At 68.6% G+C, this 24,584-nt stretch carries 21 protein-coding genes and 1 riboswitch; of the genes, 3 read left to right on the top strand and 18 right to left on the bottom strand.

Annotated features, from left to right (window positions below):
- Positions 1–8: 8 nt before the first annotated feature.
- The 14 genes from K9D25_RS14570 to K9D25_RS14505 all read right to left on the bottom strand — a co-directional run bounded on the left by K9D25_RS14570 (position 9) and on the right by K9D25_RS14505 (position 15,540).
- Entirely contained in the window at positions 9–881 is an 873-nt protein-coding gene (locus K9D25_RS14570) for a hydrogenase expression/formation protein (protein WP_244376323.1), read from the bottom strand.
- Between the two features lie 8 nt (positions 882–889).
- Entirely contained in the window at positions 890–1,288 is a 399-nt protein-coding gene (locus tag K9D25_RS14565) for a hydrogenase (RefSeq protein ID WP_244376321.1), read from the bottom strand.
- Positions 1,285–1,614, bottom strand: a complete 330-nt coding sequence (locus K9D25_RS14560; RefSeq protein WP_244376319.1) for a HypC/HybG/HupF family hydrogenase formation chaperone — start codon at positions 1,612–1,614, stop codon at positions 1,285–1,287. Before K9D25_RS14560 ends, K9D25_RS14565 begins: the two co-directional genes overlap by 4 nt.
- 10 nt (positions 1,615–1,624) lie before the next feature.
- The gene (locus tag K9D25_RS14555; RefSeq protein WP_244376317.1) at positions 1,625–2,236 is read right to left on the bottom strand and encodes a HyaD/HybD family hydrogenase maturation endopeptidase; all 612 of its coding nucleotides are present in this window, start codon (positions 2,234–2,236) and stop codon (positions 1,625–1,627) included.
- Between the two features lie 300 nt (positions 2,237–2,536).
- Positions 2,537–3,283, bottom strand: coding sequence for a Ni/Fe-hydrogenase, b-type cytochrome subunit (gene cybH, locus K9D25_RS14550; RefSeq protein ID WP_244376315.1), 747 nt, complete (start codon positions 3,281–3,283; stop codon positions 2,537–2,539).
- A 12-nt stretch (positions 3,284–3,295) separates the two neighbouring features.
- Positions 3,296–5,113: a nickel-dependent hydrogenase large subunit gene (locus K9D25_RS14545; RefSeq protein ID WP_244376313.1), complete on the bottom strand. Its 1,818-nt coding sequence runs from the start codon at positions 5,111–5,113 to the stop codon at positions 3,296–3,298.
- Entirely contained in the window at positions 5,110–6,225 is a 1,116-nt protein-coding gene (locus tag K9D25_RS14540; RefSeq protein ID WP_244376311.1) for a hydrogenase small subunit, read from the bottom strand. The genes K9D25_RS14545 and K9D25_RS14540 overlap by 4 nt, the downstream gene beginning before the upstream one ends.
- A 173-nt stretch (positions 6,226–6,398) precedes the next feature.
- A complete protein-coding gene (hypF, locus tag K9D25_RS14535; protein ID WP_244376309.1) occupies positions 6,399–8,696 on the bottom strand; it encodes a carbamoyltransferase HypF in 2,298 nt (765 codons plus the stop codon).
- Between the two features lie 8 nt (positions 8,697–8,704).
- On the bottom strand, positions 8,705–10,177 hold the full coding sequence (locus K9D25_RS14530) for a nickel-dependent hydrogenase large subunit (protein WP_244376307.1): 1,473 nt from the start codon (positions 10,175–10,177) through the stop codon (positions 8,705–8,707).
- On the bottom strand, positions 10,174–11,196 hold the full coding sequence (locus tag K9D25_RS14525; RefSeq protein ID WP_244376305.1) for a HupU protein: 1,023 nt from the start codon (positions 11,194–11,196) through the stop codon (positions 10,174–10,176). The genes K9D25_RS14530 and K9D25_RS14525 overlap by 4 nt, the downstream gene beginning before the upstream one ends.
- Before the next feature lie 4 nt (positions 11,197–11,200).
- Positions 11,201–12,574, bottom strand: coding sequence for a sensor histidine kinase (locus tag K9D25_RS14520; RefSeq protein ID WP_244376303.1), 1,374 nt, complete (start codon positions 12,572–12,574; stop codon positions 11,201–11,203).
- Positions 12,575–12,680: 106 nt separating this feature from the next.
- On the bottom strand, positions 12,681–13,463 hold the full coding sequence (locus K9D25_RS14515) for an ABC transporter ATP-binding protein (protein ID WP_244376301.1): 783 nt from the start codon (positions 13,461–13,463) through the stop codon (positions 12,681–12,683).
- Positions 13,460–14,497, bottom strand: a complete 1,038-nt coding sequence (locus K9D25_RS14510) for a FecCD family ABC transporter permease (RefSeq protein WP_244376299.1) — start codon at positions 14,495–14,497, stop codon at positions 13,460–13,462. Before K9D25_RS14510 ends, K9D25_RS14515 begins: the two co-directional genes overlap by 4 nt.
- Positions 14,494–15,540, bottom strand: coding sequence for an ABC transporter substrate-binding protein (locus tag K9D25_RS14505; RefSeq protein WP_244376297.1), 1,047 nt, complete (start codon positions 15,538–15,540; stop codon positions 14,494–14,496). The genes K9D25_RS14510 and K9D25_RS14505 overlap by 4 nt, the downstream gene beginning before the upstream one ends.
- A 107-nt stretch (positions 15,541–15,647) precedes the next feature.
- Positions 15,648–15,868, bottom strand: a riboswitch (cobalamin riboswitch).
- A gap of 283 nt (positions 15,869–16,151) precedes the next feature.
- Between K9D25_RS14505 and K9D25_RS14500 the strand changes: the two genes are divergently transcribed.
- The 3 genes from K9D25_RS14500 (at position 16,152) to K9D25_RS14490 (ending at position 18,785) form a co-directional block, all read left to right on the top strand.
- On the top strand, positions 16,152–17,858 hold the full coding sequence (locus K9D25_RS14500; protein WP_244376295.1) for a uracil-xanthine permease family protein: 1,707 nt from the start codon (positions 16,152–16,154) through the stop codon (positions 17,856–17,858).
- 145 nt (positions 17,859–18,003) lie between these two features.
- Positions 18,004–18,336 carry an STAS domain-containing protein gene (locus tag K9D25_RS14495; RefSeq protein WP_244376293.1) on the top strand — a complete coding sequence of 111 codons (333 nt, stop codon included), beginning with the start codon at positions 18,004–18,006 and terminating at the stop codon, positions 18,334–18,336.
- 32 nt (positions 18,337–18,368) lie between these two features.
- A complete protein-coding gene (locus K9D25_RS14490; protein ID WP_244376291.1) occupies positions 18,369–18,785 on the top strand; it encodes an ATP-binding protein in 417 nt (138 codons plus the stop codon).
- Here K9D25_RS14490 and K9D25_RS14485 read toward each other — a convergent pair.
- From K9D25_RS14485 to K9D25_RS14470, 4 genes are all read right to left on the bottom strand, one after another.
- Positions 18,782–20,374: a Na+/Picotransporter gene (locus K9D25_RS14485; protein ID WP_244376289.1), complete on the bottom strand. Its 1,593-nt coding sequence runs from the start codon at positions 20,372–20,374 to the stop codon at positions 18,782–18,784. The two genes, K9D25_RS14490 and K9D25_RS14485, sit on opposite strands and share 4 nt — an antisense overlap.
- A gap of 137 nt (positions 20,375–20,511) precedes the next feature.
- Positions 20,512–20,883: a response regulator gene (locus K9D25_RS14480; protein WP_244376287.1), complete on the bottom strand. Its 372-nt coding sequence runs from the start codon at positions 20,881–20,883 to the stop codon at positions 20,512–20,514.
- Positions 20,884–20,892: 9 nt separating this feature from the next.
- Positions 20,893–23,184, bottom strand: a complete 2,292-nt coding sequence (locus K9D25_RS14475; protein WP_244376285.1) for a response regulator — start codon at positions 23,182–23,184, stop codon at positions 20,893–20,895.
- Between the two features lie 16 nt (positions 23,185–23,200).
- Positions 23,201–24,379 (bottom strand): PP2C family protein-serine/threonine phosphatase, encoded by a 1,179-nt coding sequence (locus tag K9D25_RS14470; RefSeq protein ID WP_244376283.1) that lies wholly within the window; start codon positions 24,377–24,379, stop codon positions 23,201–23,203.
- Positions 24,380–24,584: the final 205 nt, after the last annotated feature.

Below are 24,584 nucleotides of genomic sequence, written 5' to 3'. Positions count from 1 at the left end.
AAGGGCTCCTAGCGGATCGCGGCGAGGATGTCGGCCAGCCGCTCGGCGGAGTCGGCGATGTCCTCCGGCGCCGCGCAGGCGACCTCGGGCACGTCGGTCACCTCGATCGTGTCGAGGATCAGCGTGTCCGCCGAATTGTAGTAGCGCACCCGCCAGACGCCCGCTGTGGCCGTGGCATCGATGCGGCAATTGCCATAGCCGCGCGAGAGGATGGTGATCCCTCCCCGCCCCAGCCCCGCTTCGATCAGGGCGAGGTCTTCCGGCGTATGGGGCAGCAGGCTGAGATTGATCACATGCGGCAGGCCGCCGGGGCGGCGCTCGCGGCTCTTGTGCACGATTTCGGTAAGAATGGCGGGGGCGTTGACCACGCCGCGACGCGGCCGCGCGACATAATCGAGGTCCACCGGCCAGTCGCGCGGAAAGGCCCGCACCAGCGCCCCGCGCGGGAAGGGCGCGATGTCGATGCGCTCGCGCGTGACCGGCGCCGCGCCGGGCGCGGTGGCGGTCGCCCGCAGCCGCCACACGCCGGCGCAACTGGCTTCCTGTATCTCGATGCGCTCGCCGGGCACCTCGACCACGATGGCGACCTCGCCCTCCCCCAGCGTCTCGTCGACCAGCGCCCGGTTCTCCGCATCCAGCGCATCGAGCGCGACGGTGGTGGAGCCGCTCAGTGTCCACTGCGCCAGCGCGGCGCGGATCGCCTCCAGCGTCGCCAGCGCGGGGGCAAAGCGGGCGGGGTCGTCGACTTCGGGCAGATGTGCCTCATAGATGCGCATGCCGGAGGGCATGGCGAGATAGGCGAGACCGTCGGCCTCCTCGCCCGGCTGGCTGCCGGCGCCGTAGCCGATGGGGGGAACCGTCGCGAAGGGAATGGACGACATGGCGGGCCTCAATGGCTGGCGGCGGGACGGGCGAGGACGGCGGAGAGGCGTTCGAGGAACTCGTCCCAGTCGCGCATGCGCGAGAGCGAGCCGAGCGGCCGCCCACCGCGCAGTACGACGATAGCCGGCAAAGCGATGCCGCCGAGCTGCTCGCGCAGTTGCTTCTCATAGGCCGGCCCGGCCACCGCGCCGCCCATGGTGGCGGAGGCACCGAGCGCGCCGACCAGTTCCGGCAGCACCACGGCGATATCGGGCGTCTCCATATGCGCCTTGCCGTGGGCGGGCAGGAACAGCAGGCTGTCGCCCGCCGGCAGCGCGGCGGCAGCCTCCTCCTCGCTGTCGAGATAGGGATAGCCGAGCGTGGTGGTCAGGCGTGCCACGAGCGGATGGAGCGTGTCGGGGGTCATGAAGTCGGCTCCGGGCGGGAAGCGGCGAAAGGGGCGAGATGGGCCGGCAGGGTCGGTTCGCGGCCGACGAGGTCGGCAAAGGCGTGGTCGATGGCGGCGGCATCGCCGCTCAGGGCAGCCGCGACGGCGTCCAGCGCCTGCGCGATCAGGTGCGCCTCCTCGGCGTCGAGCCGGCGGCGGCCGGTGCCGAGAAAGGTCAGAACATGGTCGCCCGGCCGCGCCTCCGGCAGCAGTGACACGTCGATGAGCTCAATCTCCTCGCCGCGCCGACACTGGGCCGCATGGCCGTCGACGCTGAGGATTTGCATGGGGATGCCGAGGCACATGGGGCGGCTCCTAGCGCCAGCCGGCAAGCACGCGCGCATCGCCGATGCGGCAGGCATCCTCGGCGGCCGGGCGGCCGGCCTCATAGGCCTCGCGGCTAATGGCGGGCGGGGTGAAGCCTTCCACTGAACGGCGCGGCGGCAAGTCCACGCCGAATTCGTCGGCGAGGAGGCCCAGCACCACGGCCAGCGCCGGCTCGACCTGCGCGGCGATGGCGGGGGTGAGCCCGCCGCCATAATCGTCCAGCCGCTCCGGCTGCACGCCGACCAGTCGCAGGCGCGAGGGGGCGCATCCACGCAGTTGCAGCAGCGCGAGCACTTCCTGGAAGCCGGTTTGGTGCAGACTCACCTTGCGGGCGCCCAGCACCGCCGGCACCTCATCGTCGCGCAGCTGCTTCAGCGTCGCCGGCGGCAGGCCATAGTCGATGGCGTCGACGATGATGACCGCGTCCGCCTCTTCCAGATAAGGCAGCAGGTAGAGACCCTGCGTGCCGCCATCGAGCGCGGTAACGTGTTCGGGCAGCTCGTAGCGCGCCTGCAATTCCTCGATGACGCGGACGCCGAAGCCCTCATCCGCCCACAAGATGTTGCCGATGCCGAGTATGAGAATGCGTTCGTCGGCCATGAGCGACGTCTCCCCGAAGCGACTTTTCCGTTCCCTAGGCGCGAGCGGTCTGATCGCCGCTCTTTTGAATATCTCTCAATTCAAACCGCGTGCCACTCGGCGACCCATCCATTAAGTCGTTGGCGATCTTATCGAAATCGGCGGAGCTATGGACGCAGGCAATTACAGACTGGAAGGGTTCCTTCCAATTTTCGCCAGAAACGGAAGTCTGTCATCCAGGTAAAAAGAAGGGCGCAGCCGAGGCCGCGCCCTCAAAGCCGGCCTGTCCCCGCAGGCCGTATTCCGGGAAGGACCGGAATCTCAGTCGGGATCGTCATCCTTGAAGGTGCGCACGCCCGAGACCATCGTCGAGACGATGGACTGGCGGGACATGATGTCCTCGCGGATCGCCGCATAGACGTGGATGATGATGAACAGCAGGATCGCCCACATGCCGAGACGGTGCCAGGTGTGCACGTCGAGGCTGCCGCCGAGCAGCGGGATGACCCAGCCGAACAGATGGTCCTGCCAGCTGCCCGGCCCCGCCCCCTCGGAATAGAGCGCGAAGCCGGTGACGATCATGAACACCGAGCCCACGCCGATGGCCCAGAACATGGCGAACTGCGCCAGCGGGTTGTGGCCGACATATTTCTTCGGCTTGGATTCGAGGAAGAAATACCACCGCGCCTCCTCAAACAGGCCGCGCCAATAGGCCCGGCTCCAGAACGGCAGAATGAACAGCTGCCGCGCGTGGTGATTGCCGACGAAGGCCCAGTAGATGCGGAACAGGAAGCCGACGGCGAAGATGTAGCCGGCGGAGAAGTGCAGGAAGCGGATCGTGCCCATCAGATAATGCTGGCTCGCCTCGCCCGACAGCGTCGGGAGCGGCTGGCCGATGAGATAGCCGGTCAGCGCGAGCACGCTGATCGCCGCCGCATTGGTCCAGTGCCACAGGCGCACCGGCGCCTCATAGACATAGACGGCACTCACCCGGCCGACCGGCTCGCCGTCGATGGTGGCAGGTACGGCGGGCGCGGCGTGGAGGGAAGCGGGGTCGATGCTGGTCATCGCCGCCTCCCCTCAGCGCACCGTGACCCGCGCCATCTCCGCCCCGTCGGGCGCGATGACGTGCGTCGAGCAGGCGAGGCACGGATCAAAGGAGTGGAGCGTGCGCAGGATTTCCACCGGCTCCTCCGGCCGCTCCATCGGCGTGTTCATCAGCGAGGCCTCGAAGGCGCCGATATTGCCCTTGGGGTCGCGCGGGCCGCCATTCCAGGTGGTCGGCACCACGCACTGGTAGTTCTCGATCCGCCCGTCCTTGATCTTGATCCAGTGGCCGAGCCCGCCGCGCGGCGCGGCCACCGTGCCGACGCCCTTGGCCTCCTTCGGCCAGGTCGCGGGGTCCCATTTCTCGACATTGGCGGTGGAGCTGTCGCCGGCCTTGATGTTGGCGATCAGGTGGTCGAAATCGTCCAGCATCATCTGCGCGCAGTAATGCGCCTCCAGCGCCCGCGCCAGCGTGCGGCCGATGGTGGTCGGCAGGGCCTGCTGCGGGGTGAAGCTGGTGCCGGCCAAAGCGTTGAAGCGGCCGAGCGAGTCGTCCACCTGCCCCTTCACATAGTCGACGCCATGGGCATAGGCGAGGATGTAGCGGGCGAGCGGACCGACCTCCACCGCATTGCCCTTCCAGCGCGGCGCCTTGATCCAGGAATATTTCGCGCTCTCGTCGATCTCGCGAATGTCGGTGCGCGTGCCCTTGGCGTTGGGGCCCAGCTCGTATTTCGGCGAGGTGACGCCGTCCCAGGGATGCAGACCCTTGTCGGCATTGCCGTCGCCATAGCTGTACCAGCTATGGGTGACGAACTCCTGCACCTGCTCGGGGTCGCGCGGGTCGATGGGGTGCACCTCGTCCCACTTGCCGTTGAGAATGACGCCGCCCGGCAGGCGGTCGGTCTCTTTGCGGCCCTGCACCGCTTCATAGTCGCCATAGTCCATAACGTTGAGGCCGGAGAGGCCGCCGCCATAAAGCCAGCCCTTGTAGAAGGAGGCGATGGCGATCACGTCGGGGACATAGACATTCTTGGAGAAGGCGAAGGCTTCCTGCAGCTTCAGCTTGACGAAGTTCAGCCGCTCCATGTTCAGCGGCGCGCCGGCGGCCATGTTGCCGTCCATGTTGATGGCGCAGGGCACGCCGCCCACCATGTAGTTCGGATGCGGATTCTTGCCGCCGAAAATGGTGTGGACCTTGACGATCTCCTTCTGGAAATCGAGCGCTTCCAGGTAATGCGTCACCGCCATCAGATCGGCCTCGGGCGGCAGCTTGTAGGCCGGGTTGTCCCAATAGCCGTTCTTGAAGATGCCGAGCTGGCCGCTTTCGACGAATTTCTTCAGCCGGTTCTGCACATCGCGGAAATAGCCGGGGCTGGAATTGGGATGGTCGGGGCCCACCATCTGCTGCAATTGCGAGGTCGCCTTCGGATCGGCCTTCAGCGCGTTGACCGGGTTGACCCAGTCCAAAGCGTGCAGGTGATAGAAGTGCACGACATGGTCGTGCCATTGCAGCACCTTGGCCATGATCTCGCGGATCAGGAAGGCGTTGTTGGGGATGCGGATGTCGAGCGCGTCCTCCACCGCGCGCACCGAGGTGAGCGCGTGGCAGCCGGTGCACACGCCGCAGATGCGCTCGACGAAGGCCCAGGCGTCGCGGGGGTCGCGCCCTTTCAGGATCACCTCCAGCCCGCGCCACATGGTGCCGGTGGAGACCGCGTTGCGGATGACATTGTTGGAATCGACATTCACCTCGCAGCGCATATGGCCTTCGATGCGGGTGACGGGATCGACGACGATGCGCTTGCCTGACGTGTCGAGGCTGAAGCCGTTGGGGGTCTGGATGGTCATGCCGCGTCTCCCGTGTGGCTGGAGCCGTTCGAACCGTTGCCGTGCTTGTGCTGGGCGCGCTTGAGCGCGCTCACCGCCGCATGCAGCGCCACCGCGCCGCCCACCGCCGCCGCCGCGCCGAGACCGACCCGGTCGGCGGTGGATTCGATGCCGAAGCCGACGCCGTGCAGGTCGGTGAGGCGCGCATACCAGGAGCCCTTGTCCCAGAAGCCGTCTTCCGAGCAGCCGATGCAGCCATGGCCGGCCTGGATCGGGAAGGAGGTGCCCTCGTTCCAGCGCACGGTGGAGCAGGCATTGTAGGTGGTCGGTCCCTTGCAGCCGACCTTGTAGAGGCAATAGCCCTTGCGCGCGCCCTCATCGTCGAAGGACTCGACGAACTGGCCGGCGTCGAAATGCGGCCGGCGGTAGCATTTGTCGTGGATACGCTGGGAGTAGAACATTTTCGGCCGCCCCTGCCGGTCGAGCTCGGGCATGCGGTCGAAGGTGAGCATGTAGGTGATGACGCCCGTCATCACCTCGGCGATGGGCGGGCAGCCCGGCACCTTGATGATCGGCTTGTCGGTGATGACCTCGTGCACCGGGGTGGCGCGGGTCGGGTTCGGGCGTGCCGCCTGCACGCAGCCATGCGAGGCGCAGGAGCCCCAGGAGATCACCGCCTTGGCGTCCTTCGCCACCATGCGCAGCTGGTCGAGGAAGGGCTTGCCGCCGATGATGCAGTACATGCCATCCTCGTTCAGCGGCGGGTTGCCTTCCACGGCGAGGATGTAGTTGCCCTTGTACTTCTCCATCACCTCCTGAAGGATCGCCTCGGCCTGATGCCCGGCGGAGGCCATCAGCGTGTCGTCATAGTCGAGCGAGATCATCGACAGCACGACATCCTTGGCGAGCGGATGCGCCGAGCGGATGAAGCTCTCCGAGCAGCAGGTGCATTCCAGCCCGTGCAGCCACAGCACCGGCGTGCGCGGCTTGGTCTCCATGGCATGGGCGATCTGCGGCACGAATTCCGGGCCGAGACCGAGCGCGGCGGCGGTCAGCGAACAATATTTGAGGAAGGATCGGCGGGTGATGCCCTGCCGTCGCATCACCTCGTAGAACGTCTCAAGCCCAGCCATGCGGCTCCCTCCGGTGTGCTTGTTGTCCGGCGCGTCGGCGCGCACCGATGCAAGGACAACAGCAACCCGCGTGCCAGCGCGCTTTATTGTTTTATTTCAATAGCTTAGATCGCATCGCCGCTACTGCGCCCCGGAAGCGGCGAGACCGCTTTGCCGGAGGAGCGGAAAGCGGCTTACCGCCCGCCGCGCGGCGCAGCTCCCAGCCGCGCGGCCGCGACCGCCGCCTGCCCGAGGGCGAGGCCGCCATCATTGGCCGGCACCTCGCCGGGCAGCAGCAGCGTTCGCCCGGAAGCCTCCAGCCGCGCCACCAGCATCTCCAGCAGCAGCGCGTTCTGGCAGACGCCACCGGACAGGGCGATGGCACCCGCTCCGTGCCGGTCGGCGAGGGAGAGGGCGAGGCCGGCAAAGCTCTCCGCCACCCCGGCATGCAACCGCCGGGCGATGGGGTCGGCCGGGCACCCCGCCGCCAGGTCGGCGCAGGCCGCCCGCCACATGGGGGCGGGGTCGATCTCCATGAGATCACCTATCGGCGCAAGGCCGAAGGGATAGGGCGGCACCTTTGCCGCCGCTTCCGCCACCGCCTGCAGCGCCATCGCCGCCTCGCCCTCGAAGCTGAGGCGTGGCGGCGCGAGGCCGAGCAGCGCGGCCATGGCGTCGAACAGGCGCCCGGCGGAACTCGCCAGCGGCGCGTTGAGGCCACGCGCGATCATGGCGCGCAGGGTCGCGACCGGAAGCCCCGCGAAGGGCGCATCCGGCACCGCCTCCGGCCCCAGCGCGGCATCGAGATGGGCGAGCAGCACGCGCCAGGGCTCGCGATTGGCGGCATCCCCGCCGGCGAGTGGGATCGGCTTCAGCCGCGCGAGCCGGCGGCTGTTGCGGTAGTCGCAGAGGAGGATTTCCGCGCCCCAGATGGTGCCGTCCTCGCCAAAACCGAGCCCGTCGAGCGCGAGGCCGATCACCGGCCCGCTTTCCAGAGGCCACCCCCGTTCCGCCATCACGGCGGCGATGTGGGCGTGGTGGTGCTGCACGGGCATCAGCGGCAGGCCGCGCGCCTCTGCCAGCGCGGCGCCGTAGCGGCTAGGCGGGTAATCCGGGTGCGTGTCGACGGCAATCGCCGCCGGGCGATGGTCGAACAGGGCGGAATAGTCGGCGATGGCCTGCTCGAAGGCGTCCTGTGTCGCCGGCTCGTCGAGATCGCCGAGATGATGCGACAGCAGCGCCTTGCCGCCGATGGCGAGGCAGATCGCGCTTTTCAGCGCGCCACCGAGCGCCAGCACCGGGGTTGCCTCCTCGAAGCCCGCCGGCAAAGCGCGCGGTGCCGGGGCCAGGCCGCGCCCGCGCCGCATCACCTGCGGCCGCCCGGCGGCGAACTGCACCACGCTGTCGTCGAGCCGCCGGGCGATGGGGCGGTCATGGGTGAGGAAACCGTCGACGATCCCGGCAAGCCCCACCCGCGCCGCGTCGTCGCGAAAGATCTGGGGTTCGCCGGAGCGGTTGGCGCTGGTCATCACCAGCGGGCGGGCCACCGCCTCCATCAGCCGGTGGTGCAGCGGCGTATAGGGCAGCATCACCCCGAGCCGGTTCGGCCCCGGCGCCACCGAGGCGGCGAGCGCGGTCTCCGGCCGCAGCCGCAGCAGGAGAATGGGCGCGGAAGGGTGGCTGAGCGCCGCGATTTCCGCGTCCCCGGCCACGCAGAACGCCCGCACCATGGCCGGATCGCGCAGCATCACCGCCAGCGGTTTCGTCGGGCGGTGCTTGCGGGCGCGCAGTTCAGCGACGGTGGCCTCGCTGGTCGCGTCGCAGGCGATGTGAAAGCCGCCGATCCCCTTGATGGCGAGGATTTTTCCCCCGCGCAGCCGCAGGGCAGCGGCCGCCACCGGGTCGCCGTCGACCACCTCCCCACCCTCCTCCAACCACAGCTTCGGCCCGCAGTCGGGGCAGGCGATGGGCTGAGCGTGGAAACGCCGGTCGGCCGGGTTGGCATATTCCGCCCGGCAGGCCGCGCATAGGGTGAAGCCGCGCATGGTGGTCGCCGCGCGGTCATAGGGCAGGCCCTCGACGATGGAGAAGCGCGGCCCGCAATCGGTGCAGTTGGTGAAGGCGTAGCGATGCCGGCGCGCGGCGGCGTCGGCGATCTCGGCGCGGCAGGCCGGGCAGGTCGCGATATCAGCGACGATGCCGACCGACACCGTGCCGGGCGCGCTGGCGGCAATGCTGAAGCCGCTGCCGGCGAAGGCAGCTGCCACCCGGCGCTCGACCGTCTCCACCCGGGCGAGCGGCGGTGCCTCGGCGGTGAGCGCGGCGGCGAAGGCGTCGAGAACCGGAGGCGGCCCGGAAGCGACGATAACCACCGCGTCGCCGCGATTGCTCACCTCGCCGTCGATCCCGAGGCGCTGCGCCAGCCGCCACACGAAGGGGCGGAAGCCGACGCCCTGCACGATGCCGCGGACGATGATCTCCTCGCTGGGCATGGCGCGGCTCAATGCACCGTGCAGACCATGCAGGGATCGAAGGAGCGGACGATGTGCTGAACCGCCACCGGCGTCGCCTCACCCTGGCGCACCGGCGCGCCGACCAGTGCCGCCTCCAGCGGCCCTGGCACGCCGGCGGCATCCCGTGGCGAGAAATTCCAGGTGGTGGGGGCGATGATCTGGTAGCCGGCGATGCGCCCGTTCTCCACCCGCAACCAGTGCCCGAGCGCGCCCCGCGCCGCCTCGGTGAGCCCCGCCGCCCGCCCATGGCTGGGCAGGCTCCCCTGCGCGCACCAGGGCGCGCCGGGGGTGAGTTCATGCACCCAACGCTCCATGGCGATGAGCGTGCGCGCCGTTTCCACCAGCCGCGCCACGACGCGGGCGAGCACGCTGCCGCCCTCGCTCTGCACGATATCGCGGATCAGCGGCTGGCCGTCCACCATCTGCCGGGCGACGGCGCCGGTCTCGAAGGGCAGGCCATGAAGGCGCGGCGCCTTGCACCAGCTATAGCCGGTCTCGTCCTCGGCATCCGGCAGGGTCGAGCCGTCGAAGGGGTGGTGCGGATGGGTGCGATGCTCCATCCGCGCATGCGTATGGTCTTCCGCGATGGCGCTCAGATCCACCGCGCCCGCGCCGTCCGGGGTGAAAATCCCGCGCGCGTAAAGCCGCCTCTCGGCGCCGGGATAGGCGCCATAGCTGAGATAGCGGTCATAGGCGCGGCCGAGCCGGCCGAGGTCGAGATCGGCGGCAATGTCGAGGAAGAGGCGGAAATCGCCTTCCGGGCCGGCGGCGCGCCAGAGGTCCAACTCCTCGCGGGTGGAAAGCTCGGCGACGCGCTCCAGCTTCGCCCCGAACAGCCCCTCCTCCAGCGCCCGCCGCACCGCGCCGAGCGTAGCTGCGAGACGCACCTTGTCGCGCACGTCCGCCCCGCGCGTCACCCCGCCGGGCTGGATCGCCAGCGTGTGCGGCCAGCGACCGGCGAGCAGCCCGAGCACATGCAGAAGCGTGGTCCGTGTCTCCAGTGCCTTGCGCACCGCGCTGCCCTGCGCCGCCTTGAAGCGCGCTTCGACGCGCGGGAACCACGGCCGCTCCGCATAGAGGGCGCGGGCAAAGTCCGGCATGAAGAACACATGGAAATGGGTGAGATGGTCGGCCACATTCTCGGTAGCGACGATGAGATTGGTCGCTACCCTTCCATTGTCGGTCGGCACCAGCCCCTGCACCCCGGCAAGCGCCAGCGCGGCGGCATGGGACTGCGACACCGAGCAGATGCCGCAGATGCGCGGCGCGATCACCAGCGCGTCGCGCGGGTCGCGGCCTTCCAATATGCGCTCGAAGCCCCGGAACAGCGGCGACGACACGAAGGCCGCCTCCACCCGCCCCTGCGACAATTCCAGCCGCACTTCGAGATCGCCCTCGACCCGGTTGAACGGGCCGACGACGAGCCGCGTCGTGCCCTCCGATGCACCATTGTCGCTCATCGGCGCTTGATGTCCCGCACGGCGGGCGAGCGCACCACATGGTCGCTGGTCGCGTTCAGCCGCAGCCGCTCCGGCGTCGCCGCCTTGGCGAGCGAGGACAGCGCCACGAACCACGCCTTCGGCATGTCGGTGGGCAGGCCGACCGGGAAACCGGCGATCTTCGGCGTCTCGACGAAGGCGTGCCCCGGCTCCTCGAATTCCGGCGCGGTGCAGTTGATGCAGGCATAGCCGCCGCGCGTGCACGAGCCCTCCCCATTCCACAGACGGGTGTTGCAATCGGCATGCGCCTGCGTGCCGAGGCAGCCGAGATGCTCCATCATGCAGCCGAGATCGGACATCTTCTCCGCGCTGGCCTTGTACTCGTAATATTCGTTGCGCGGGCAGCCATGATGCACGAGATGGTCGGCATAGAAGCGCGGGCGGCGATACACATCGAGATCGTCCGCCCCCAGCAGTCCCGCCGCCAGCAGCATCAGCGTTTCCGTCACCCAATTGGGATGGGTCGGGCAGCCAGCGACATTGATGACCGGCAGGCCGGAGCGGGAGCGGAAGGCGGCGCCGAGCGCCCCGCCTTCGCGGCGCCCGTCATATTGCAGGCCGCAGGCATCGGTGGGGTTGGCGCCGGCGGCGGTGACGCCGCCATAGGCGGCGCAGGTGCCGACCGCCACCACAGTCTCCGCCACCGCCGCCAGCCGCCGCACCCATTCGATGGTGGGAACGCCGGTGCCGGCGAGGATGTGGAAGCGCCCGGTATCCTTGGGGCCGCGCAGCATGGCGCCTTCCACACAGAGCGCGTCGAGCCGGAGCGTGCCGTCGAGCACCTGTTCGAACAGCGCCACCGCCTCCGCCCCGGTCTCCTCGGAAAGGGTCGGGTGCCAGAGGAAGCGGATATTGGCGCTCTCCAGCGTGGTAGCGAGGTCCGGCGCCTCCGCGCACAGCATCGACATGGTGCAGCCGCCGCAGCCGCCGGACTGGATCCACAGCACGTTGAACGGCGCGGGCTCGGGGGGAACGGGCATGGTCTCAATCTCCGTTCGCGGCGCTGGCCGCCGGAAGCGTCAGCGTCATCACCGCCCCGCCCTCGGGATGGTTGGCGGCTTCCAGTGTGCCGCCATGCTCCTGCACGATGCCATAGCTGATGGAAAGCCCGAGCCCGGTGCCCTTGCCCACCTCTTTGGTGGTGAAGAACGGATCGAAAATGCGCGAGGCGATGTCGGCGTCGATGCCCGGCCCGGTGTCGCGCAGCATGAGCGTGACCACGTCGCCCGCCCGGCCGGTGATGTCTAGCCGCTGCACGGGCTGGCCTTCCATGGCATCGAGCGCGTTCTGCACCAGATTCATCAGCACCTGATGGATATGGCCGGGATGGCCGACCACCATCAGGCCCTCATCCATGTCGAAGCGCGTTTCGATCGCCGGGCGCTGCGCCTTCGCCACCCATTCCAGTGCGGAGCGGACCAGCGGGGCGAGGTCGAACGCCTCCCAGGCCTCGCGCCGCTCGGAGGAGAAATGGCGCAGATCGGCGACGATGTCGCGCACCCGCTCGGCGCCTTCCAGCATGCCGTCGAGCGTGCCGGCGATATTGGCCAGCGTCGTGTCGATCTTAAGTTCGACCTGCAGCTTCGCCAGAGCCGGCCCGCTCACCCCGCGATGCACCGCGTCGAGATAGGTGGTGAGCCGGGCGCCGTAGCGCTTCAGCGTATGGGCATTGCCATAGACGAAGGAGATCGGGTTGTTCAGCTCATGCGCCACGCCGGCGACAAGACGGCCGAGCGAGGCCATCTTTTCCGAATGGACCAGCTGCTTCTGCGTCTGCTTCAGCCGCTCATGCGCGGCGGCAAGGTCGCTATAGGCCTGGCGCAACTCACCGATGGGCCGGCCGACCAGCACCATGCCGACCGCACGCCCGCGCGAGTCAAACCGCACCGCGCCATTGACCGACACCGGCAGCGGCCCCGCTGGCGTCGCGAACAGCAGTTCGCGGTCGCTGAGGCGCGCGCGCCGCTCGATGGTGGCGCGCAGATCGTCGAAGGTGGTCGGCGAGTCCGCCGCGATAAGGTCGCGCAGGTGCCGCCGCTCCAGATCGCCCGGCGGACGCTGGAAGGCGCGCTCGGCGGCGAGGTTCACCTGCTCGATGCGGCCGGAGGGGTCGCAGGCGATGAGCACGTCGGTCATCGACGACATCAGGCCGGCGATGAAGGTCTGCGCCTCCTCAAGCTCCGCGTTCTTCTGTTCCAGCGCGACCTGCTGGGCGACGAGCTCGGCATAGGTCTCGTCCATCTTGCGGATGACGGCGATCCAGGCATCGTCCGTCTGGCCGGCGAACGGGGCGAGCAGGTCCGCCCCCGGGAGAGGTGCCTGCGTATCCTTCGGCGAACCTTTCGGCGATTGCGACATGGCACCTTCAGCGTCGGTTTCGCGGCACAGTAGAATGCGCCTGCGAGGCCGGCAATGAAACCCTCATCCCCGCCGGCGCCGCTCGGCTCGGCTTGGCGCCGGCACCTCACAAAGGTTCGTCCGGCTCGTGATCGACGAGATAGTCGATCTGGCGGCGGCCATTGGCGCCGGGGCGGATAGCGACCTCCACCCCGAACACGTCGCGAATGAGGGTCGGGGTGAGAACTTGCTCCGGCGCGCCGGCCGCCACCAGCCGGCCGGTGGCGAGCACGCCGATGCGGTCGCAGAACAGCGAGGCGAGGTTGAGATCGTGCAGCGCCACGATGCAGGTTACGCCGAGCCGCCGCACCAGCCTGAGAATGGAGAGCTGGTGCTGGATGTCGAGATGGTTGGTCGGCTCGTCGAGAATGAGCTCGCGCGGCGCCTGCGCCAGCGCGCGGGCGATATGGACGCGCTGGCGCTCGCCGCCCGACAGCGTGTGCCAAAGCTGGTCGTGCCGCTCGGAAAGGCCGACCCGTTCGAGGGCCGCATCGACCGCCCGCTCGTCTTCCGCACTCCACGCGGCGAAGGCGGCGCGGTGCGGCGTTCGCCCCAGCCGCACCACGTCGCAGACGGTGAGCGCGATCTCGGTGGTTGCCTGCTGCTCGACAAAGGCGAGACGCCGGGCAAGGTCGCGCCGACCGACGCCGGCAATGTCCTGCCCGTCCAGCGTGACCACGCCGCTCGCCACCTTGCGCAGGCGGCAGAGCAGGCGCAGGAGGCTCGACTTGCCCGAGCCATTGGGGCCGATCAGGCCGAGCACACGGTTGGGCTCGACCTCCAGCGTCACGCCGTCGACGATCAGCTTCCCGCCCGCGCCCCAGCGCACATCATGGGTGGCGAGCGTCATGCGGGCCGCCTCGCGCGATAGAGGATGAAGGCGAAGGCCGGCGCGCCGACCAAAGCGGTGACGATGCCGATGGGCAGGATCTGCTGCGGCACCAATATGCGCGAAAGCACATCGGCGAGGATCATGAACACCGCGCCGATGACGAGGCAGGCCGGCAGCAGCCGGGCATGGCCGGGGCCGACGAGGAAGCGCGCCGCATGCGGGATCACCAGCCCGACAAAGCCGACCGTGCCGACAATCGCCACCATGGTGGCGGTGAGCAGCGCGGTGGTGGCCAGCAGCACCAGCCGCACCCGCGCCACAGGGATGCCGAGCGAGGCCGCCGCATCGGCGCCGAAGGCGAAGGCGTCCAGCGCCTTGGCGTGGACCATGCACACAAGGAAGCCGAACAGCGCCACCGGCGCGGCCACCGCGAGGTCCGACCAGCGCACGCCGCCGAAATTGCCGAGCAGCCAGAACATCACGCCCCGCGCCTGTTCGGCGCTCGCCATCGTCGTGACAATGGTGGCGGTCGCCGCGTTGAACAGCTGCGAGCCGGCGACGCCGGCGAGAATCACCCGGTCGCTGGCCCCGCCCGCCCCGGCGGCGAGCAGGCCGACCAGCACCAGCGCCGCCACCGAGCCGAGAAACGCCCCGCCGGACAGGCCGAGCGTCGCCCCGCCAAAGCCGAGGATCATCACACACACCGCGCCCGTGGAAGCGCCGGCGGAGACGCCGAGAATATAGGGTTCCGCCAGCGGGTTGCGCAGCAGCGCCTGCAGGATCGCGCCGGAAAGCGCCAGCGCGCCGCCGCACAAGGCCGCCATCAGCGCCCGGCTGAGCCGGTACTCGAAGATAACCCCCTGCTGGATGGCGCTGACAGGGTAGCCGAGATCGAACAGCCCGTTGCCGAGCGCGCGGAAGGCGACGCCAAGCGGAATCGGCATCTCGCCGACCGTCACCGCCAGCGCGATGGCGACGACGAGCGCGGCGAGGGAGAGGCCGGCGAGGGCAAACCGCGCCGGCCAGTTCGGCCCGATGGCGATGTGGCTCAATGGACCAGACCGAAGCCCTGCACCGCCGCTGCGATGGCCTCCAGGCCGTCCACCGTGTCGAGCCCCGGCCGTGTGGCCGCGACATCGACGATGACGATGCGCCCGTTCTTCACGGCGGAGAGCTGGCTCGCCACCGGGTCGGTCTTGAGGAAGGCGAGCTTGGCGTCGATATCGTCGGCGGGAAAGCGGCGGCGGTCCATCTTCACCAGCACCAGCACGTCGGGGTCGTTGGCGGCGATGGTTTCCCAGCCGACCAGCGGCCATTCCTCCTCGGTGGTGATGATGTTTCGGGCGCCGAGCTGTTCCATCACATAGGCCGGCACGCCGTTCTTTCCGGCAAGGAAGGCGTCGCCCTTGATCTCCTTGCTGGAGAACCACAGCGCCATGGACATATCCCGGCCCTTCAGCGCTGCGACCTTGCGTGCGGCGGCTTCCTCGCGCGCCTTCAGCCGGGCGACCAGTGCCTCGGCGCGGTCCGACACGTCGAAGATGGCGCCATATTCGCGGATGTTCCGGTAGAGCAGCTCGGTCGAATACATCTGCGTCCGCACCCCGTCGCCGGCGCCGCTATTGTCCTTGCCGACGCAGTCGGTGGGCGAAACATAGACCGGCACCTTCACCCCGTCGAAGCGCTCGCGCTTGGCGACGATGCCATTGGGCCCGATGTGCCACTCATACATCGCGACCACGAGGTCCGGCTCCTGCCCGACCACCGCCTCGAAGCTCGGATCATTGTCGGCGAGCCGCTTCACTCCTTCATTCACGGCCGCATAAGGCTTGGCCACGGGGCCGAACCACAGCGCGCTGGCCACCACGCGGTCGCCGAGGCCGAGCGCATAGAGGATTTCCGTCTGCGCCTGGCCGATGCTCACCACGCGCTTGGGCGCGTGGTCGATCACCACCTTGGAGCCGCAATTCTCAAGGGTGAGCGGATAGGTCGTGCCGGCAAGGGCCTGCGTCATGCCCGCGCCGGCGAGCAGGCCAAGCGCCACGGCGAGGCCATGGGCCGAGCGACGGAAAAGATGAGAGGTCGTGTTGAGCATTGTCACCGCTTCCTGAACAGGAAGACGGGAAGCGTAAAGGGCACCGCCCAGGCGGGAGCGATTCGCACGCCCGCCGGGAAGGCAACCTTCGGAGCACCCCGCCCGAAAGATTGTGTGCGATCAGGGCAGGTCTCCTGGCTCGCGGGTCGACGCTGGCTCCGCCCGGCCTTCCCAGCGCCCGGCCGAAACCGGAACGCCAGTGGACGATGGGCAGAGGGCTCGCCGCTTACAGTTGCGGGGGCAGCCTCGGCTTTGGCGCGGGGCGCCTCACCGAATTCCCTCTTAGCTTCGGGCGGGTGCCCGAAGAACCGTGATCGACCGCGACCGTAAACGCTTCGCCCCCGCCGTCAAGCGTGCCGGTTCGCCCGAGCCCTTCGCCCGGCTTGCGCCAGCGCAGAATGAATTTGATACATTGTATCACTTACGACGACAAGGCCCGCACCCGCCGGCACGCGCCGAAAGTTGGCGATGGTCGACCTTGCCCGGCCCTCGGCGAAATATCATAGTCGCACCAGCAGATTCCCCTGCCGTCGGCAGCGTCGGGCGGAAGCCTCGATCCCGCATCCGGACGGGCGCCGCCCTGGCCCCGCCATGTCTTCCAAGGGCCCGCAATGCCGCGCAAGCCGACAAACATCATCTACTCGGCCAATGAGAAGCCGCCCGTCGGCACGGTGCTCATCCTCGGGGTCCAGCACGCCACGCTCGCGCTGCTGTTCATCGTCTATCCGCTCGTCGCCGCCGCCGAGGCGGGGCTGTCCTTCGACGATACCCAGCTTTTCATCACCAGTTGCATCATCTTCATGGGGCTCGCCACGCTGCTGGAATGCCTGCCCAAGCCCGGCGCGGGCATGTTGCTGGTGCAGATTCCGAACATGGCGCACATGCCGCTGGCGGTGCAGTCGCTCGCCGCCGGCGGACCGGCGCTTTATGCCGGCATGAGCCTCGTCGCCGCCATCTCGCAGCTCACCCTGTCGCGATTCATGCGCGCGCTGAGGGCGGTGTTCCCGCCGGAAGTGTGCGGCGTCGCCGTCACCATGCTGGGCGTCGCCCTCGCCGATCCGGCGCTGCGGCGGGTGTTCGGCATCTCCGGCGAGATCACGCCCGATCTCGATCTGCGCTATGCCCTCGTCAGCTCGGTGACGCTCGTCATCATTGTCGGCCTCGCCATCTTCTCGCGCGGCATGCTGCGGCTGTTCGCGGTGGCGATCGGCGCGGCGATCGGCTGGATTCTGGCGGCCTATCTCGGCGTCGCGCCGGAGCCCAATGCCAGCTTCGCCACCCTGCCCTATATCGACCTGCCGCATCTGGGCTGGCCGGGCATCAGCTTCTTCTCCTGGGCGCTGATCCCGGCGGCGATCATCACCGGCGTGCTGTCCGCCGTGGACATGGTCGGCACCGTGGTGTCGATGCAGCGGATGGACGATGCCGACTGGCGCCGCGCCGATCTCGACCAGGCCGGCCGCGCCATTCAGGCCAACTGCCTCGGCGATATCGGCACCGCCATTACCGGCGGTTTCGCCAGCGCCTCCTCCTCGGCCGCCGTCGGCGTCGCCTTCGCCACGGGCACGACGGCGTGGCGGGTGGGTGCCGTTTCCGGCATCCTCATCATCCTCGCCGCCTTCTCGCCCCGCCTCATCGGCGTGCTGACCATCATCCCCTCCCCGGTCATCGGCGCCATCCTCATCTATGCCGCCGCCTTCCTCACCGTGGCGGGCATGGAACTCATCCTGTCCCGCCGCCTCAGCGACCGGCGCATCTTCACCGTCGGCCTCGCCATCCTCACCGGCCTCGCCGTGGCGATCCTGCCCGGGCTCGTCGGCCTCACCCCGGAATGGGCTCAGCCGATCCTCGAATCGCCGCTCTCCATCTCCACCGCCGTCGCCATCGTGCTGAACCTGGTCTTCCGCATCGGCATCCGCCAGGAAGCCTCGCGCGAGGTGACGACGGCCGACAACCCCTTCACCGTCGCCACCGAATTCCTCGAACATCAGGGCGACCTGTGGGGCGCGCGGCGCGACGTGATCTCCATGGCGATCCCCGTCGTGGCGGAAGGGGTGGAGATGCTGCTCGACACCGGAGTCGCCCCGGGCAAGCTGGAAGTGCGGGCGCATTTCGACGAGGAGAATTTCGACGTGGCGCTGCTCTATGAGGGCGAGCCGATCACCATTCCCGACCATCGCCCCTCGCCCGAGGACCTTCTGGGCGACGCCCACGCCGTCGCCCGCTTCGTCGGCTACATGCTGAGCAAGCGGGCCGACAGGCTGGTGCTCGGCACGGACGGCAGCCGGCAGAAACTGACCCTGCGCTTCGAGCACTGACCGCATCGCCGGCGACCCAGCCCGGCGCTTGCACGGTTTTGGCTTTGTCGATAATCCTCTTGCATCCTCGCGCGGACGGGCTGGCAGGCGCTGGGCCGCGCGGCCTCCCCGATGCCGCCGCCCTCCCGAATTCTGGAGCCGAGCCTTGATACATATCGACCGCATCGTCGAGGGCACCGTCGTCGTCACTGCCGTCAAGGGGCGGCTCGACAGCAGTTCCTCGCCCAAGCTGGAAGAGTTCCTCGTCGACGCCGCGCCGAGCGGAACGGTGCTGCTCGACTTCGCCGAGCTCACCTATATCAGCTCGGCGGGCCTGCGCGTCGTGCTCAAGGCGACCAAGATGCTGCGCGGCGCCGGTGGCACGCTCGCCGTGTGCAGCCTCATCCCGCAGGTGCACGAAGTGTTCGACGTGAGCGGCTTCTCCTCGCTGATCCCGATCCATCCCAGCCGCGAGGCGGCGCTCGCCTCCCTCGGCTGACCACACCACCGGCACGCGCGGCGGAGCGGGCGATGACCGACATGCGGCTCGATCTACGCCTGCCCAACAACCTGGGCGAGCTCGATGCGCTGAGCACACGGATCGAAGGCTTCATGGAAGAAGCCGGGGTTCCGCCGACCCCGGCCTATCGGCTGCAGCTCGCCGTGGATGAGTTCTTCAACAACGCGGTCGATTACGGCTATCCCGACGGCCGCGCGGGCGAAATTGTCATCGAGGTGAGCCGCACCGGCGACCGCCTCGACCTCGTCTTCAGCGACGATGGCGACCCGTTCGACCCCTTCGCCGCGCCGCCTCCCGATCTCGACGGCACGCTGGAGGAGCGGCGCATCGGCGGGCTTGGTGTGCATCTGGTGCGCACCTTCGCCGACAGCTTCGCCTATGCGCGCGAGAAGGGGCGCAATGTGAAGCGCCTCACCTTCGCGCTTTAACCCACGCTGCGGGCGCGGCGCACCTGCGTCATCCCGTTGACCAGACGGCGCGCCAGCCAGACGATGCGCTCGAACAGTACCGTCATGCGGAACAGCGCGTTCTGCTCCGCGGCCGCTAGATCGCTTTGCGAGGAGAGGCGCTGGCGCAGCTCCTCCATCAGCCGGTCGCGATGGCCGAGCAGGGCGAGCACCACTTCCGGCTCCTCCGCCCCGAGGCTCTCGGCATGGTCGGCGACGGCGCCGAGCAGCAGATGCAGCGCCTCATTCAGCCGCTGCGCGGTCGGCACATGGCGGACAGCGGCAGCCTCCTGCGCATAATCGGCCAGCGCTTCATGCAGGGCGCCGGCATTGTTGGCGGCATCGTCCAGCAGCAGCGCCACCGCCACCTGGTCGCGGGCGAGCTGCGCGTCGAGCAGCGAGGCGAGATAGGCGCGGATCGCCTCGGTGAGGCTGGCGCCAGCGGTGCGCAGCACCGTGGCAGAGGGCGCGGAGGCATCACCCTCCTCGCGCACATGTTCGATCATCTGCGGCAGGCGGGCGCTCAGCCGCGCCACTTCGCGCGTGGCGAGGTCCAGCGCCGCCTCGGTGTCGCTCAGCGCCTCGCGCAGCAGGAAGGCGGGCTGGGAGAGCGTTTCCACCGCGTTCATCGGCAGCAGCCGCGCCAGGATACGGCGGGTCGGCGCTTCGAGCAGCGCGGAGGCGATCGCCCCGCCGATCTGCGCCGCCAGGAACAGCAGCGCCAGCACGGCGCCGATATCGCCCTCGGCCGGCAGAAGCCCCGCAACGGCTTCTGGACGTAGCGCCGCGAAAACGGCGAGCCCGGCCAGAAGCAGCGAGCCGGCACCCTTCTGCACCACCTGCAGCGCGAAGACGACGCGGCCGGGCCGCGTCTCGCCGGGGATCAGCACGGCATTGTTGATCATCCCCGCTGCGTTGGCGCCGGCGATCAGCGGCAGCGCCGTGCCGAAATCCAGCAGCCCGCCCCCGACCGCCGCCACGGCGAGCGCCGCCGCCACCGAGGAGGACTGCGCCGCCATGGAGAAGCCGGCGCCGATCGCTGCCAGCAGCCAGGGATTTTCGACCGCCGCTTCCCACCAGGGGTGGCCCAGCAGGGCTTCGCGCATCGGGCCGACGGCAACGGAGACGAGATGCATGCCGAACAGCAGCAGCCCCGCGCCGAGCGCCGCGTCGAGCGCGTTGCGCATGCGGTCGCCGCGCACCAGCCGGAAATAGGTGATGAAGCCCACCACGCCGATGACGAGGCCGGCAGCGGTCGAGGTATCCACGGCGACGATCAGCGGCAGCAACGAGGTGCCGACATTGGCCCAGCTCGGCGCCAGCAGCGCCGGCCCGTCGGTGAGCACGCCGCCGCGCACGAAGGACACGACGATCCACGACACGGCGGTGGAACTCTGGGTGATCATCCCCGCCAGCGTGCCGCTGATCGCGGCGCTGAAATTGCCGCGCAGGGCCCGTGCGAAGGCGGCGCGGGTGCGCCGGCCGACCAGCGGCACCAGATTGGCGGACAGCCCGCGCACCCCGATGAAGAACAGCCCCAGCCCGCTGAACAGAAGCGCGATGGTCGCCATGGCCTACCTTGTCGTCCGTTGATTATTGGATGGGCGCACGAAGAGCATTTCTTTCGCCGCCAAGTGACGGCAGGAATGCAAGGCGCAGGCCGTTATGAAAGCTTCGCATGACAGAACGGTGACGACACCGATCCCCCTCAGCCCGGCAGGCCGAGCCGGCTGCGGATCTTCTCCAGCAGGCGCGGCAGTTCCACCGGCTTAGTGTCGAAGTCGTCGCAGCCCGCCGCCATGGCCTGCTCGCGGTCCGACGCCATGGCGTGGGCGGTGAGGGCGATGACCGGAATGGAGGCCGTCTCGGGATGCGCCTTCACCTGCCGCGTCGCCTCCCAGCCGTCGAGCACCGGCAGGCTCATATCCATCAGGATCAGCGCCGGCTTCTCGGCAAGGGCGATGTCCACCCCCTCCTGGCCGTTGACCGCGATCAACACTTCGAAGCCATTGCGGGCGAGACGCCGCGAGAGCATGTCGCGGTTCATCTCATTGTCCTCGACGAGGAGAATCTTCGTCATCGCACCCTCTCAATGGCCGTGGCTGGCGATCGTGCCGAGCGCCGCGCCGAGCGAGCCGATCGGCTGCGCGCCCTTGTTCAGGATCAGCAGCGTGTTGCGGGCCAGGAACTCGCGCTCATCCTCGGTGAGTTCCTTGGCCGTGAGCACGACGATGGGCAGTTCGCCATAGGCCGGCTCGGCCCGCACATGGGTGAGGAAGGCGAAGCCGTCCATCCTGGGCATCATCAGGTCGAGCAGCACGAGCGCGGGAAGCGGGTGCGCGCGGAGCCATTCCAGCGCCTCTTCGCCATTGGCGGCCTCGGCCACCGGCAGGCCGGCGCCCTCGATGGTGGTCCGCATGATCGCGCGCACCTCGGCGTCGTCATCGACCACCAGCACCACGCCGTCCTCATTGCCGGGGGCGAATTTATGCACCAGCGCGACCAGCCGCTGCCGGTCGATCGGCTTGGTCATGTATTCCGAGGCGCCGAGCGAATAGCCGAGATTCCGGTCGTCGACGATGGTGAGCATGATGACCGGGATATGCGCCAGCGCCGGCTCCGATTTCATGATGCCGAGCACCGACCAGCCGTCGATCTTCGGCATCATCACGTCGAGCGTGACGATATCGGGAGGCTCCTTGCGCATGATGTTGAGCGCCTCCACCCCGTCGCGGGCGTGGCGCAGCACATAGCCTTCCTTGCCGAGCGTGGCGGTGAGCACGTCATGCACCGCCGGGTCGTCATCGACCACCAGCACGGTGATCGCTCCCGGCGTCGTCGGCGCGCCGGGATCGACGATCTCGTCCTCATCGCCGAGCGCGCCCACCAGATGCGCCTCGACCGGCAGCTCGATGGTGAAGGTCGAACCCTTGCCCGGCTCGCTCGCCACCGCGATGGTGCCGCCGAGCATGGCCGCGAAGTGCTTGGTGATGGTGAGCCCGAGCCCGGTGCCGCCAAAATTGCGCGTGGTGGAGGAATCCGCCTGGGTGAAGGCCTGGAACAGCCGGCCCATCTGCTCCTCGCTCATGCCGATGCCGCTGTCGCGGACATCGAAACGCACCGCCTCGCTGCCATCGGGCATGCGGTCGCGGGCGATGGCCAGCGTCACCGTGCCCTCCTTGGTGAATTTGGCGGCGTTGCTGAGCAGGTTGATAAGGCTCTGCTTGAGCTTGGTGACATCGGTGCGCAGCGAGCCGATATCCACGGGGCAGTCGATGACGAAGCTATTGCCGTTCTTCTGCATCATCGGCCCGACAATGGTCTTCACCTCCTCGACCATGCGGGTCAGGAACACCTGTTCCAGATAGACATCCATGCGCCCGGCCTCGATCTTGGAGAGATCGAGAATGTCGTTGATCAGGCCGAGCAGATGCTTGCCCGCCGCCTGGATCTTGTCGAGATCGGCGACCATGGCGCTGTCGCCGGCATCGGCGGCGTCCTCGGAGAGGATTTCGCTGTAGCCGATAATGGCGTTGAGCGGCGTGCGCAGTTCGTGGCTCATATTGGCCAGAAACGCCGATTTGACCTGGCTGGCGGATTCCGCCGCCTCCTTGGCCTCGCGCAGCTGCTGTTCCATGCGCACCCGGTCGCTGATATCGACGAAGGTGGCGATCACCGCCGGCTTGCCGCGGAAGTCCAGCCGCTCATGCGAAACCATCGTGGAGATGGTGGAGCCGTCCGCATGCGGCAGGTTGAATTCCTGCCGCTCGCTGGTCGGCGTGGCGAGGATGTCCTCCAGCTCCCGCCCCCGCGCCGGATCGGCGAACAGTTCGCGCAAGGGGAGCCCGACCAGCGTCTCGGCCTCGCGGCCGATCAGCCGGCCGAGGCAGCCATTGCAATGGCGCACCACGCGCTCGGCCACGTCCATGATGACGAGCCCGATCGGCGCCGCCGCGTCGATGGCGCGCAGCTGCTCCTCATCCTCGCGCAGCTTCATTTCCGCCAGCTTGCGCTCGGTGATGTCGGTATAGATGGCAATGAAGCCGCCGCCCGGCACGGGATCGCGCCGCACCTCCAGAATGGTGCCGTCGGGGCGGGTACGCTCGAAGCGGTGCGGCGTTTCCAGCTGCGCGAGGCGCTGGGCGAGCGCGACCTCTATGTCCACATCCCCGAACTCGCCGCGCGCGCCGAGATAGCGGATATAGTCGGAAAAGGTGTGCTCGGTGCCGAGGAATTCCTCCGGCATGTTGAGATAATCGACGAACAGCTGATTCCAGGTCACCAGCCGGTGCTTGGCGTCGTACATGGCGACACCTTGCGCCATGTTCTCCAGCGTCGCGCGCAAGAGCGTCGCTTCGCTTACCCACTCGTCCTCGGTCATCCCGTCCCTTGCCCCCTCAACTAGTTGCCGGCGCATCCAGCGTCAGCAGCAGCGCCGCCATATCGTCAAAGGCCGGCAGCCCGGCCTCGAAGGCCCGCACCGCCGCCGCCAGGCGCGGCAGTGGCGCCGCCTCCTCGCCGAGCGCGGCGAGGAAAGCGCCCACCCGCTCCTCGCCATAGAGGTCGCCGGCATGGTCATGCGCCTCGGTCAGCCCGTCCGTCACCACCATCAGCCGCTCCCCCGCGCCGAGCGGCACGGTGGCGGCGCTATAGGGGAACTCCTCCATCACGCCGAGTGCCGGCCCGCCGGCGGCGGTCAGCCGGCTGACCGTGCCGTCGCAACCTCGCAGATAGGGCGGCACATGACCGGCCCGCACATAGGTCAACATGCCCGCCGATACGTCGACCACCGCCAGCAGCAGCGTCACGAACATGCAGGAAACATTGCCCCGCGCCAGCGCGTCGTTCACCAGCCCCGCCGCCCGCGCCGGATCGGCGAAGAGTTCGGCCGCGTCCGGCCGTGTGCCGAGCGAACGGAACATGGAATGGGTGCGCGCCATCATCAGTGCCGCGCCGGCCCCCTTGTCGGAGACATCGCCGATGATCGCCACGATCCGGTCGTCGCCAACGGGGAAATAGTCGACGAGATCGCCGCCCACCTCCTTGGCCGGCTCCAGCAGCACGTCGATGGTGAGGTTCCGCCCGGCAAAGACGCCAGCGAAGGGCGGCGGCACCAGAGCCAGCTGCAGGGTGCGCGCTTCGATGAGTTCGGCCTGCTTGCGCTTCAGCTCGTCGCGGGTGCGGTCGCGCAGCGCCTTCTTTTCCAGCGTGGCGAGCACGCGGGCGCGCAGCAGTGTCGGATTGAAAGGCTTGAAGATGAAATCGTCGGCGCCCAGCTCGATGCAGCGCACCACAGGCTCGATCTCGTTGAGGGCGGAGACGACGATGACCGGCAGATCGTTGATCCGCCCGTCGGCGCGCAGCCGGTCGAGCACGCCGAAGCCGTCCAGCTCCGGCATCATGATGTCGAGCAGAACGAGGTCGTAGGGCTTCTGGTCGATAGCGGCGAGCGCCTCGATGCCGTTGGCGGCCTCGTCGATATGGGAAAAGCCGAGCCGCTTCAGGCGGCGCAGCAGCAGGTCGCGGTTCTCGGCAACATCGTCGACCACCAGAATCGCCGCGTTCTGGTCCGTCATGATCCCGCTTCCACCGACTGCTTCTCGACTGCGCCCGGATGCGGGCCCGCGGACTATCCACACAATGACAGGGCTTAGCAACGCCGCCGAAGCTTCCGCCCGGCAACAAAAGCTGCATGTTCCCAGCCTCACGTAGCGGCACCCGTATTGGGGTATGGCAGCAAGGCGGTGCGCCTGCGAACGGCGTGCAGGATGCCGTGGCGCG

This window comes from Ancylobacter polymorphus, assembly GCF_022836935.1.
In the GTDB taxonomy this organism is placed as follows: domain Bacteria; phylum Pseudomonadota; class Alphaproteobacteria; order Rhizobiales; family Xanthobacteraceae; genus Ancylobacter; species Ancylobacter polymorphus_A.
This window is presented reverse-complemented; position numbering and strand designations above follow the sequence as displayed.